Source organism: Sorangium sp. So ce1335, assembly GCF_051521615.1.
Classification (GTDB): Bacteria; Myxococcota_A; Polyangia; order Polyangiales; family Polyangiaceae; genus Sorangium.
Genome location: NZ_CP150363.1, coordinates 6,288,973 through 6,301,466 on the forward strand (window position 1 = coordinate 6,288,973; position 12,494 = coordinate 6,301,466).

General features: G+C 70.6%; 10 protein-coding genes. 6 read left to right on the forward strand and 4 right to left on the reverse strand.

Features of this window, described 5'->3' with window-relative positions:
• Positions 1-154: 154 nt before the first annotated feature.
• Positions 155-1,240, forward strand: coding sequence for a 3-phosphoserine/phosphohydroxythreonine transaminase (serC, locus tag WMF24_RS23235; protein ID WP_437738627.1), 1,086 nt, complete (start codon positions 155-157; stop codon positions 1,238-1,240).
• Between the two features lie 501 nt (positions 1,241-1,741).
• Positions 1,742-2,062 (forward strand): KGG domain-containing protein, encoded by a 321-nt coding sequence (locus tag WMF24_RS23240; protein WP_437738843.1) that lies wholly within the window; start codon positions 1,742-1,744, stop codon positions 2,060-2,062.
• A 176-nt stretch (positions 2,063-2,238) separates the two neighbouring features.
• Here WMF24_RS23240 and WMF24_RS23245 read toward each other — a convergent pair whose 3' ends face one another.
• The gene (locus tag WMF24_RS23245) at positions 2,239-3,183 is read right to left on the reverse strand and encodes a fatty acid desaturase family protein (RefSeq protein WP_437738628.1); all 945 of its coding nucleotides are present in this window, start codon (positions 3,181-3,183) and stop codon (positions 2,239-2,241) included.
• Positions 3,184-3,653: 470 nt separating this feature from the next.
• On the opposite strand from WMF24_RS23245, the gene WMF24_RS23250 reads away from it, so the two are divergent.
• The gene (locus tag WMF24_RS23250) at positions 3,654-4,697 is read left to right on the forward strand and encodes an agmatinase family protein (protein ID WP_437738629.1); all 1,044 of its coding nucleotides are present in this window, start codon (positions 3,654-3,656) and stop codon (positions 4,695-4,697) included.
• A 12-nt stretch (positions 4,698-4,709) separates the two neighbouring features.
• Here WMF24_RS23250 and WMF24_RS23255 read toward each other — a convergent pair whose 3' ends face one another.
• On the reverse strand, positions 4,710-6,005 hold the full coding sequence (locus WMF24_RS23255) for a M18 family aminopeptidase (protein WP_437738844.1): 1,296 nt from the start codon (positions 6,003-6,005) through the stop codon (positions 4,710-4,712).
• Positions 6,006-6,234: 229 nt separating this feature from the next.
• Here WMF24_RS23255 and WMF24_RS23260 point away from each other — a divergent pair, with 229 nt between their 5' ends.
• The 3 genes from WMF24_RS23260 to WMF24_RS23270 all read left to right on the forward strand — a co-directional run bounded on the left by WMF24_RS23260 (position 6,235) and on the right by WMF24_RS23270 (position 9,271).
• On the forward strand, positions 6,235-7,371 hold the full coding sequence (locus WMF24_RS23260) for a quinone-dependent dihydroorotate dehydrogenase (RefSeq protein WP_437738630.1): 1,137 nt from the start codon (positions 6,235-6,237) through the stop codon (positions 7,369-7,371).
• On the forward strand, positions 7,361-8,521 hold the full coding sequence (locus WMF24_RS23265) for a GNAT family N-acetyltransferase (protein WP_437738631.1): 1,161 nt from the start codon (positions 7,361-7,363) through the stop codon (positions 8,519-8,521). The genes WMF24_RS23260 and WMF24_RS23265 overlap by 11 nt, the downstream gene beginning before the upstream one ends.
• A gap of 66 nt (positions 8,522-8,587) precedes the next feature.
• Positions 8,588-9,271 carry a hypothetical protein gene (locus tag WMF24_RS23270; RefSeq protein ID WP_437738632.1) on the forward strand — a complete coding sequence of 228 codons (684 nt, stop codon included), beginning with the start codon at positions 8,588-8,590 and terminating at the stop codon, positions 9,269-9,271.
• Here WMF24_RS23270 and WMF24_RS23275 read toward each other — a convergent pair.
• The gene (locus tag WMF24_RS23275; protein ID WP_437729744.1) at positions 9,268-10,305 is read right to left on the reverse strand and encodes an IS630 family transposase; all 1,038 of its coding nucleotides are present in this window, start codon (positions 10,303-10,305) and stop codon (positions 9,268-9,270) included. The genes WMF24_RS23270 and WMF24_RS23275 overlap by 4 nt on opposite strands.
• A gap of 501 nt (positions 10,306-10,806) precedes the next feature.
• Positions 10,807-12,108 carry a sigma 54-interacting transcriptional regulator gene (locus tag WMF24_RS23280; protein ID WP_437738633.1) on the reverse strand — a complete coding sequence of 434 codons (1,302 nt, stop codon included), beginning with the start codon at positions 12,106-12,108 and terminating at the stop codon, positions 10,807-10,809.
• Between the last annotated feature and the right edge of the window lie 386 nt (positions 12,109-12,494).

Sequence of the window (12,494 nt, forward strand, 5' to 3'; positions counted from 1 at the left end):
CCCGGCAGGCCCGAGGTGATGAGCCCGGCGCCACCGCCGCGCGCGGCGCCGTGGCCGCTGCTCGGCTCGCCCGGGCGGAGCCGGGGCCCCTCGTGGTATACGGCCGCAGCGGCGGCTCAGGCGCCGCCGAGACTCGAACCTCAGGAGAAGCACCATGGCGCGCGTCCACAACTTCAACCCCGGCCCTGCCGGGCTCCCCCTTCCCGCCCTCGAGCGCGCGCAGCGCGAGCTCCTCGACTTCGAGGGGACGGGCATGTCCATCATGGAGCACAGCCACCGCGGCAAGGTGTTCGAGGCTGTGCACAACGAGGCGCTCTCGCTCCTCCGGCAGCTCCTCGGCGTGCCGGACGACTACCACGTGCTGCTCATGCAGGGCGGCGCACACATGCAGTTCGCGCTCGTGCCGATGAACCTCCTGCCGCAGGGCAAGAGCGCCGATTACATCCTGACCGGCGGCTGGTCCGAGAAGGCCATGGACGAGGCGAAGCGCATCGGGACCGTCCGCGTCGCCGGCAGCACCGCGGTCGACAAGCGCTACACCCGCATCCCGCACCAGAACGAGCTCTCGCTCGATCCGGACGCCGCCTACGCCCACATGACGACGAACAACACGCTGTTCGGGACGCAGTGGCACTGGCTCCCCGACACCGGCGACGTGCCGCTCGTCGCCGACATGTCATCGGACATCCTGTGGCGGAAGATCGATGTCTCCAGGTTTGCCCTGATTTATGCCGGCGCTCAGAAGAACATCGGGCCGAGCGGGATCACGGTCGTGATCGTCCGCAAGGACCTCGTTGACAGCGGGCGAAAAGACATTCCCGTCATTTTCCGTTATGCCACTTACGCTGCCAACAACTCGCTCTACAACACACCTCCGACATTCGCAATCTACCTCATGCGCAACGTGCTCGCGTATACGCTTGAGGTCGGCGGGCTCGAGGAGGTCGAACGACGCAATCGCAAGAAGGGTGAGCTGCTGTACGAGACCCTGGACGCAAATCCGGAGGTTTTCCGGGCTCCGGTCGAGAAGGAGAGCCGCTCGTACATGAACGTGGTGTTCCGGCTGGCCAGCGAGGAGCTGGAAAAACGCTTCATCGCAGAGGCTGCGAAGGAGGGTATGGTGGGGCTGGCCGGACACAGGTCGACCGGAGGTATCCGGGTCTCGATCTACAACGCAGTATCCGTTGAGTCGGTGGAACGCCTCACCGCGTTCATGCGGGACTTCGCCAAGAGGGCTTGACTCGCTGGGAGCACGACATTCTCGCTATTCCAGGCTTGCCTAGGTTTCCACCAAACCTCCTCGGCGAGCCTCCCCCTAATTCGTCGCCTCCCAACCTTCAGCCCGCTTGACGTTGTTCCGCCCGGCACAACAGGCCCTGGCGGAAAGGGCCTGTCGGCCTTTCCGCAGCTTGGAAGGGGTCGGTGAACGCCGGCCCCGACCAGCGCAGGGAGGGGATGGCGAACGCTGAATCTCCGACCGATACGGTCGGGGGCGGCGCCGCCGTCCCCGACCGGTCCGGGGGGGCGGCGTTGCCATCTCGGGCTTGCAGGCCCCGGTCGGAGACCTGAATCGAGCGAGCCAACCGTGAAGGAGAGGATGATGGCGAGCATGGATGATCGTGGGATGATTTCCAGGAGTGAGGAGGACCAGGAGGAGAAGGGGGCCTCGCCGAGCGAGCCCCCGCCGTCGTCAGCGACGCAGAAGGCAGCCAATGAACGACAGCAGCGCGGCTTCGCCGCCATGGACGAGGAGCGTCAGCGCAAGATCGCCAGCAAGGGCGGGAAGGCAGCTCACGAGAAGGGCACGGCCCACGAGTTCACGCGCGATGAGGCCCGCGCCGCCGGCAAGAAGGGCGGCGAGGTCGTCAGCCAGAACCGCAAGCACATGGCCGAGATCGGGCGGCGGGGCGGCGAGCGCGTGAGCCAGGACCGGGCCCACATGGCAGAGATCGGCCGCAAGGGCGGCGAGGCCGTGAGCGGCGATCGCCAGCACATGGCCGAGATCGGCCGCCGGGGCGGCGAGTCGCGGGGAGATCAGCCGCGGGAGAACCCGCCGCGCTGATCCGGGGGAGGCGAGAGGCCCGGTGCCGCGGCGCCGGGCCGAGCCCCCTGCATGCTTGCGCCGTCCACGACCCGGGGCTCCCGGTCGTGGCCGCAACGTGCGTTTTCTTCAGAGGGACGCCGCTCCGCTGGAGGAGCAGCGCGGGAGCAGCGCGTCCGCCCGGCCCGGGCGGCGCGTCAGCTCGGCGCGATCGCGCCCAGCGAGACGTCGCTCGGCGTCTCCTTCGGACCGGGGATCCACTCCTCGTCCGGCTCTTCCTGCGGGAGGACGACCGGGGCGCCGTCGTAGCGCAGGCGCTTCCCGGGCCAGACGAAGCTGCGGAACAGGTACGCGAGCAGCGAGGGCTGGTCCAGGTTCGGGTGGATGAAGGGCGCCACGCGCCTCGCGTGCTCGGCGGGCAAGAGGCTCCAGTGCAGGCCGGGCTCCATGTGATGGATGGAGTGGTAGCCGTTGTTGTACGTCCACCAGTTGACGAACCGGCCGACGAAGTTGCGCGAGTGGTTGTACTCGCTGTGCTCGTCGCAGCCGTCGTGCTGGAGGTAGTTCATGGTCACGATCCCCCACGCGGCGTACTGGTGCGGGATCAGCACGTAGAGGAGGAACTTCTTCCAGTCGAGCGCGAGGAGCACGCCCATCGCGCCGAGGAACACCGCCGACTCGACGAGCATCTGCCGGAACCAGGGCGGGTTCCGCCGGTACATCGCCTTGAAGTAGCGCATGTCGGCCGGCAGGATGTCCCGCACCACGCGGCTCATGAAGAGCAGCCCGTTCAGCAGGTTCCACCGGTAACGCACCTTCGTGGTCCGCATCACGTCGCGGCGCGACTGCGTGTACTTGTGATGGCTGAGGTTATGACCCGGCACGTAGGCGCTGACCGGGTGACCGTACGTGAGCGTCAGCACGACCTGGAACGCGCGGTTCATCCATCGCTGCCGGAACACGGGGCAATGGACCGAGTTGTGCGTGGCGACCGCGCCGAGGAACGAGAACGCGCAGGTCATGGCGAGGAGCGGAATCGCGAGCCAGAGCGCCGTCGGCGCAAGGACCCACTGCACCGCCACGAGGACGAAGTAGGTCGCGACGAAGAGGAGCGTCTTGATATCGGCGCGGTACCGGAGCATGGCAGTTCTTCAAGGGTGAGAGGACCTCGCGCGCCGGGGCTGCCGGCGGCGCGTGGCGGCGCCTGCAGGGCCGGTCGGGCGCGGCGGCCCGTCATCATATCGTCGCCCTTCGTACCGCATTTCTCCACTGCGGGAAGCTCCAAGTTGCATTCCGACGCGCGCTGCACACCGGCGCGTCTCGCGCCAGTGTTTCACGCCGATGTCCTGTGGACTCGGTGCGATCGTCTCTACGCACCTCCCGCCGCCGCGCCGGATCTGGCGGTCGCTGCGCAGGTGCTCTGCGCACGGCGCGGTGGAGCGCTCCACCGCGCCCCGACGTGCGCCGCCGCGCGCCCGACGTGAGCCGATGCGCTCCGGCGCGCTCCACGCGCTTCAACGTGCTCTTCCGCTCTCCGTCGCGCCTGCTGCGCGCCTTCGGCGGGCGCGGCTCGCGCTTGACGACCTGGTCCCGAACCGCCAACGTGGCCCGCGTGAGCTCATCCCCTCTCGGCTTCGATCCGAACGGTCCTGCGGTTGGCCACGGGGTGTACGGTCTGCCGCACACCCCCGAGGACGCTCGGGTGGTCCTCATCCCGGTGCCCTGGGAGCCGACGGTGTCCTACCGGCGCGGCGCGGCCAAGGGGCCGGCGGCGATCCTGCGGGCCAGCCGGCAGGTCGACCTCTTCGACCTCCACACGGGCCGGCCGTACGAGCAGGGCATCGCGATGCTCGACGTCGACCCCGACATCGTCCGCTGGAACGCCGAGGCGTGCGCGGCGGCCGAGCCCGTCATCGCGGCCCTCGGCGAGGTCGCCGGCGACCGGGACCTCGAGGCGCGCCTCGCGGCGGTGAACGCGCTGTCGCGCCGCCTGAACGAGCGCGTCCACGAGCTCGCCGCGCGGTGGATGGAGCGTGGCAAGCTCGTCGGCGTCGTCGGCGGCGACCACTCGGCGCCCTACGGCACGATCGCCGCGCACGCCGAGCGGTACCCCGGCATGGGGATCCTCCACGTCGACGCGCACGCCGATCTCCGCGACGCCTACGAGGGGTTCACCGACTCCCACGCTTCGATCATGCACAACGTCGCGACCCGCTACCCGCAGATCTCGCGGATCGTCCAGGTCGGGCTGCGCGACATGAGCGAGGACGAGCTCCGGTTCATCCGCGCGTCGAACGGGCGCATCGTCGCCCACGTCGACGCCGCGATCGCCGACCGCCTCTTCGAGGGCGAGCCGTTCCACCTGATCGCCGACGCGATCGTCGAGGATCTCCCCGACGACGTCTACGTGACCTTCGACATCGACGGCCTCGATCCGACGCTGTGCCCGGGCACCGGCACGCCCGTGCCCGGCGGCCTGTCGTTCCAGCAGGCCGTCGCGCTCATCGGCCGCATCCAGAAGAGCGGCCGCCGCATCGTCGGCTTCGACCTGAACGAGGTCGCCCCGAAGGACGACAACGACGAGTGGGACGGCAACGTCGGCGCGCGCCTCCTCTACAAGCTGATCGGCTTCGCCCTGCTCTCCCAGAGCCGCTGACGCTCGCGGCGGTCAGGCGAGCGCGCGCTTGTAGGTCTCGATCGCCAGGTGGACGTCGAGCGTGCCGGCCATCTCGCGGCAGGAGTGCATGCTCAGCATCGGCGCGCCGACGTCGACCGTCGCGATCCCGAGCGCGGCCGCGGTGATGGGGCCGATCGTGCTGCCGCACGGGAGATCGCTGCGCACGACGAAGCGCTGCGGGGCGTAGCCGACGTCGTGGCACAGCGCCTCGAGCGCGGCCGACGTCGTGCCGTCGGTGGCGTAGGACTGGTTCGCGTTCGACTTGATCACGAGCCCGCGGTTGACCTGCGGGGTGTGCCGCGGCTCGTGCTGATCGGCGTAGTTCGGGTGCACCGCGTGGGCCATGTCCGCGGAGACGAGGAGCGACCCGGCCATCGCCCGCGCGAACGCCTGGGGCTCGCGCGACGGGTACGCCTCGACGATCCGCGCGAGCACGTCGCGCAGGACGCTGCCCGCCGCCCCCACGGCGCTCCGGCTGCCGCACTCCTCGTGGTCGTAGAGCGCGATGACCCGCGTCGCCGCGCCGGGATCGCCCGCGCCGATCAGCGCCGCGGTCGCGGCGTGGCAGCTCGCCAGGTTGTCCAGCCGGGATGCAAAGATGAACTCGTCGGAGAGCCCGCCGATCGACGCCTTGAGCGTGTCGTACAGGCAGAGATCGAAGCCGAGGACGGCGTCCCGCGGGGCGTCGACGGCGCACGCGAGCAGCGCCTGGAGGTCCGCCTCCTTGCCGAGGCCGATCACCGGGACGAGGTGCTTCTGCGCGTTGAGCACGAGCCCCTCGGAGTTGACCCCGCGATTGAGGTGGATCGCGAGGTTCGGCACGCGCGCGACCGGGCGGCCCAGGTCGACGAGGTGGCGCTCGACCCGGCCCTCGCGCCGCACGTGCACCCGTCCGGCCACGCTGAGGTCGCGGTCGAGCCAGGTCGAGTACAGCACGCCGCCGTAGACCTCGACGCCGAGCTGCTGGTAGCCGCTGCGCGAGAGCTCGGCGTTCGGCTTCACCCGGAGGTTCGGCGAGTCGGTGTGGGCGCCGAGGATGCGGAAGCCGCCGCGCGCCGGGTGCTCGGCCCCGGCGACGAACGCGACGATCGTCGAGCCGCCCCGGATGACGTAGCGGCGATCGCCCGGCGCGATCGTCCACGCGTCGCGCTCGCCGAGCTCCGAGAAGCCGGCGGCCGCGAGCCGCGAGGCGACCTCGCGGACGGCGTGGAACGGCGTCGGCGCGCGATCGATGAAGGCGCAGAGGTCGCGGGCGGCCGCGACGCCGCGCTCGCGCAGCGTCGACATCTCGTCCGCGCTCCGCGCGAAGCGCTCGCCAAGGTCGGTCGATGGCCTGGATTCTCCTGCGCGATCGGAAATCTCGGGGGGCGTCATGGGGGGCGGCGAGTCTAGCAGAGCGGGCGCGCCCCCCTCGCCGAGATGGCGGCCCACGCGGCCCGTGCGTCATGGTATCGCCCACCACCGCGCCGCGCGCCGGGCCTCCTCCGCGCCGCGCCGCAAGGGAGACGCGCCCCCGATGTACCGCCTCGTCCGACCGCTCCTCTTCGCGCTTCCACCCCGCCTGGCGCACGAGCTCGGCATGCTCGCGCTCGCCCCGATCGAGCACGCATCGCCGCTCCGCGCCCTCGTGCGCGCGCGCCTCGCGCCGCGCGACGGGCGCATCGCCGTCCGCGCCATGGGGCTCGACTTCCCCTCCCCGCTCGGCGTGGCGGGCGGCTTCGACAAGGACGCCCGCCGCCCCCGCGCGCTCGCCGCCCTCGGCTTCGGCTTCGTCGAGCTCGGGACGGTCACGGCGCAGGCCCAGGCCGAGAACCCGCCGCCCAACCTCTTCCGGCTGCCGGACGACCGGGCGCTCATCAACCGGCTCGGGTTCCCGAACCAGGGCGCCGCGCGCGTCACCGAGCGGCTCCTCGATCGCGGCGGCGCGGCGGCCGTCGGCGTGCCCGTGGGCATCTCGATCGGCAAGTCGCGCGTCGCCCCGCTCGACCCGATCGAGCCCGCGATCGAGGACTACCTCGCGAGCTTCCGCGAGGTGCGGCGCGCGGCCGACTTCGTCGTGATCAACGTGTCGTCGCCCAACACGAAGGACCTCCGGGCCATGCAGGGGCCGGCGATCGCGCGGGCGCTCCTCTCGGCGATCGCGCGCGAGAACCGCGCCGGCGCGCGGCCGCTGCCGCTGCTCATCAAGGTCGCCCCGGACCTCGGCGACGAGGAGCTCGAGGCGCTGCTCGCCGTCGTCGAGGAGGTCGGCCTCGCCGGCGTCATCGCGACGAACACGACCGTGCGGCGCGACGGGCTCGCGACGAGCCCGGCCGCCGTCGAGGCGATGGGCGCCGGCGGGCTGAGCGGGCCGCCGCTCCGGCAGCGCTCGCTCGCGATGGTGCGGCGCATCCGCGCGCGCCTCGGGGGCGGCGTCACGGTGATCGGCGCCGGGGGCATCGAGACGGCGGAGCACGCCATGGACCAGATCCAGGCCGGCGCCGACCTCGTGCAGCTCTACACGGGCTTCATCTACGGCGGGCCGCTGCTCCCCGCCGCGATCGCGCGCGGGCTTTCGGAGCTCGTCGCGCGCTCGGGCGCGCGGTCGATCCAGGAGCTCTCCGGCCGTCCTGGCAGCGCGGCGCGCGCTGCTATGATCGACCATGGAGCTTGAAGCGCACGTCCACGGCACCATCCGCGATATTCCGGAGGGCGAGTGGAACGCGCTCGACGGCGCCGGCGAGGCGCCGTTCCTCTCGTGGGCGTGGTTCGACGCGCTCGAGCGGACGGGGTGCGTCGGCGAGGCGGCGGGCTGGCTGCCCCACCACATCACCTTCCGGGCCGAGGGCGCCCTGCTCGCCGCCGCGCCCGCGTACCTGAAGGACAACAGCGAGGGCGAGTTCGTCTTCGACCACGGCTGGGCGTCGGCGTCGCACCAGCTCGGCGCGCCCTACTACCCGAAGCTCGTCGTCGCGGTGCCGTTCACGCCCGCCACCTCGCCGCGCCTCCTCGTGCGGCGGCCGGAGGACCGGCCGGCGCTCTTGCCGGTCCTGGCCGAGACGCTCCGCAAGCTCGTCGCGCGCAGCCGCATCTCGGGCGCCCACGTCCTGTTCCCGACCGAGGACGAGGCCGCCGGCCTCGCCGGGGCGGAGATGGCGCACCGCTGCGGCATCCAGTTCCAGTTCGAGAACGAGGGGTACGCGACGTTCGACGACTTCCTCGCGCGCTTCAATGCGAAGCGGCGGCACCAGATCCGGCGCGAGATGCGCGAGGCGTCGAGGCAGGGCATCTCGATCGAGACGCTCCGCGGCGCGGACATCACGCCGGAGATCGTCGACGTGATGTTCGGCTTCTACGTCTCGACGGTGGAGAAGTTCGCCTGGGGCCGGCAGTACCTGAGCCGCGCCTTCTTCGAGGAGATCACGGCGCGGCTCCGCAGCGACGGGGAGCGCGCCGGGTCCCGGGGAGGCGTCGAGGTCGTCCTCGCGCGGGAGGGCAAGCGGATCATCGCGGGCGCGTTCAACCTCGCGGGGCCCACGACGCTCTACGGCCGTTACTGGGGCGCCTCGGAGGAGCGCCCCTTCCTTCACTTCAACGTCTGTTACTACCACCCGGTCGAGGACTGCATCGCCCGCGGGCTGCGCCGCTTCGAGCCGGGCGCGGGCGGGTCGCACAAGCTCGTTCGCGGATTCGCACCCAGGGTCACCCACAGCGCGCACCACCTCGCGCACCCGCGCCTCGACGCCGCGGTGCGCGAGTTCCTCGCGCGCGAGCGCGCCGTGGTCCGCGCGCGCACCGCGGACACGAGCGTGGCATTCCGCTGAGCTCCGGCGGTGTCGCCTGACGCGCGGTGTTGACGTGACGCGCTCCGGGGAGGGATGCTCTGGGGCATGCGTGTCTTTCTTGCCCTCCTCACCTCCTCCATCGCCTTCGGGCTCGCCGCGAGCGGCGGCTGCTCGAGCGATCCGACGCCCGACGCGACGACGACGAGCACCGCGGCGGCGACGGTCGCCGGGGCGGGCGGCTCGCTCGGATTCGGCTGCTTCGGCGGCAGCCCCGACGGGCGGTGCACGATCCTCGCCCAGGTCCCCGAGAGCTGCGGCTGCCCCGATTGCGCCGGCTCGGCGAGCTGCCTCGGCCACTGCAAGGACGACGGCGTCTGCGACCTGCGCCCGGACGCCCCCGACAGCGAGGATTGCACCTGTCAGGACTGCGCCGGCAGCGTCGCCGAGTGCAGCCCGCGGCGCGGCTGCAACAACAACGACGCGTGCGGCCTGAACGAGGATTGCACCTGCCCCGATTGCACCGACACCCCGCGGTGCACGGACCACTGCGCTGACAACGGCTCGTGCGCCGAGTATTACGAGGGCTGTTCCTGCGCCGATTGCCGCGACGTGGAGCGCTGCGGCGGCGACGCCGCCACGACCACCGCCACGACGAGCAGCGGCGAGGGCGGCGCCGGCGGCGCGGGCGGCGCGGGCGGCGCCGGCACTGGCGGCGACCCGTCCGGCAGCGGCGGCGCGGGCGGCAGCGGCGCCGGCGCGGGCGGCGCCGGGGGAGCCGGCGGCGCCTAAATAGCCGATCCCGAATCGGCAACGGGCGAGCTGACCACAGGCCGCAGGCTCGCGGACGACCCCGGGTACGGGGAGAGGGCCTCCAGGCAATCATCCACCTCCTCGACGAGTTGGTCGATGCTCGCGCACCGATGGTTGCGGGTGACGTTGTCGTGGACCTGCTTCCAGACACGTTCGATGCGGTTGTACTGGGGCGCATACGGCGGCAGGAAGTGCAGCACGAGCTTGCCTCCCGCGGCCTCGACGAATGCTCGGGTCTTCTTGCTCGTGTGGATGCCGAAGTTGTCGACGATGACGTGCAGCCGCCGGTAGCGCCGGTAGCGGCGCAGCAGCGTGGCCAGCGCCGCGATGAACAAGTCGCTGCTCTTGCGAGCGCCGAACGCCCACGTCAGCTTGCCCGAGCCGATCGTCAGCGCGCCAGCGACGTAGCGCTTCTGGTTGTTGCCGGGCGTGAGCACACGCTTCTGCCGACCGCGCCGCATCCAGTCGAGCCCGAGCCGCGGGTTGAGATCGACATCCATCTCGTCGACGTAGAACGCGATCTCGTCGCGGGGCAGGCTGCAGATCAGCTTGCGGATCGCTCCGATCCTGCGGCGCTCGCGCGCCTTCGGCCACGGGCAGCGGACGACGGGACGGGGGCGCTTGCGGCGCGCCCCCATCGCTCGCAGCAGCCGACCGATGTGGCCGACGCTCAGGCGTAGCCCGGTGTCGCGTTCGAGCTGGAGCGCCAGCAGCTCGCGCGTCCACGTCGGCCGTGCCCAGCCGAAGTCCTGCGGGCTCGCGTCGAGCAATTGCTCAAGTCGCCGCCGGTGCGCTGCAGAAACCTTGCGCTGACCGTTGTGTGCGCGATGGTCGCGTAGGCCCGCAAGTCCTTCGGCGAGAAAGCGCGAGCGGATCCGGCTGATCGTCGAGCGAGCGACCTGGAGCTCCTCTGCAATACGTGCCGGCGTCGCTCCGGCGTCCAACCTCAGCAGAATCAGGCAGCGGATTCGGTAGGCCCCGTCCCGCGCTTTTCGGGCTCGCTGCTGGAGCACCCGCTTGTGCCGGGAACGAAGCCGAAGAACATTCTCCCCATCGGCCTCTCCTCCTCGTGGTGGGTTCGTTCACAGCGGCCACGAGCGCACGGAGAGGCCGACCTGCAAGCTTTCCGTTCAAGCGCTTGGAATTGCTGGCGTTCCCGAATCAGGATCGGGAATTTAGAGCACCGAGCGAGAAATGAACCGCCAAGGCGCCAAGGACGCCAAGAAAAAGACGAGATCTTGGCGCCCTTGGCGCCTTGGCGGTTCGAAATTCTGCTCGTCTCAGGCGGGTTCAACCCGTCTGTTGCTCTGGACGTCAACCCTCCTGAAGAGAACAGAGAGAAAAAACCACAGAGGCACAGAGGGCACAGAGGAGAGAGAAGAAAGAGATTTTTATCTCTTCTCTCCCCTCTGTGCCCTCTGTGCCTCTGTGGTTCAAATTCTCTCTCGATCTCCCACGAGGGACGAGCCCTGGGGCCTGGAGCAGAGAGGCCCGGCCCAACTACGTATGCCGCGTCACTGCTTCGCGGTCAGCCCGTGCTTGCGCAGGAACATCCGCACGTGGTGGCGCTCCATGCCGGCGCGGCGCGCCATCTCGCTGATGTTGCCGCCCGTCGCGCGGATCAGGTCGCTGAAGTAACGCTGCTCGAACGCCGCGACGGCGCTCCGCTTCGCCTCGCCGAAGGCCGACGTCGGCGCGACGACGTCGCCCCCGCCCTCCAGGGGGAGGATCGCCGCGATCGCCTCGGCGCCGGGCGGCAGGCTCGTGGCCACGCTCGTCACGTTGATGAGCTCGCGGATGTTGCCCGGGAAATCGTGCTGGCCCAGCGTCGTGGTGATCAGATTGACCATCTCCACGGCGCGCTCCGGGCACCCCATGCGCTCGCAGACGCTCGCGACGAGCAGCGGTATGTCCTCGCGCCGCTCGCGCAGCGGCGGCAGCTCGATGCGCATCTGCGCGATCCGGAAGAAGAGGTCGCTCCGGAAGCGCCCGGTGTTCATGCTGCGGCCGAGATCGCGGCGCGTCGCCGCGATGATCCGCACGTCGATCGGCTCGTGCACCCGCGAGCCGACCCGCTTCAGCTTCTGCTCCGAGAGGACGCGCAGGAGCTTCGGCTGGAGCTCGGGCGGCAGCTCGCCGATCTCGTCGAGGAAGATCGTCCCGCGGTTCGCCTCGTGGAACGCGCCCGCCTTCCGATCGTTCGCGCCGGGGAACGCGCCCCGCTCGTGCCCGAACAGGAAGCTCTCGGCCAGCGCGCCCGGCAGCGAGGCGCAGTCCACGACGACGAACGGCCCCCCGCGCCGGCTCGAGCTGTCGTGGATCGCCTGCGCCGTGAGCTCCTTGCCCGTGCCGGTCTCGCCCGTGATGAGCAGCGACAGCTCCGTCGGCGCGACCTCGCGCAGCAGCCGGAAGAGGTGGCGCATCCGCGGTGACGCCCCGATCAGCGGGCCGAAGCTCTCGTCGAAGCCGACGTCGACCCGCTCCTTCTCGAGCGGCTCGAAGCCGAGCACCGAACCGCCGACCTGGATGGCGCACGCGGCCGTCAAGATCCCCTCGCGGATGCGCACCGACGAGACGAACGTGCCATTCTTGCTGCCGAGATCGCGGACGAGCACGCCGGGGCCCTCGGCGCGCAGCTCGCAATGCGTCGAGCTGACCTCCGGATCGTCGACGACCACACCGCAGCTCGGATCGCGCCCCACCACGACCGGCGCGATGCCGATCTTGACCGGATCCCGGCCCGCTGCCCGCAGCGTCCCCCCGCGAACGAACCACTGAACCGCGCGAGCGCGGGTCGCATCCCTCGTCGAGCTCATATCCAACGGTTATTCGATTTCCCCGCTCTTGACCACATCTCCGTACGCTCCCGTCTCTCCATGGTCAGAGACGCCCACCTGGACACACCGGGTACGCGACTTCCCGATGAGACGCGGCCTCTCGTCGAAAAACTTCAAAGTCACGAGAGGCAGGCCGGAACAATTTGGATCAATGGATGTACTGAGCGCGTGGCGGGAGAGGCCCTACTGAGGTTAGACTACGTGGCTACGCAGAAGATGGAGCGGGCGATTGTCCCGTTCGCTTCGTCGGGCGTCGTTGCGCGACAGCCCACCTCGGGTCTGTCGGTGTGTGTTTCGATCAACGCGGTTCGGGGCTCCGCTCTCCCGGTCCCCTCAACGCGGGGGCGCCGGAGAGGCGCCCCCGA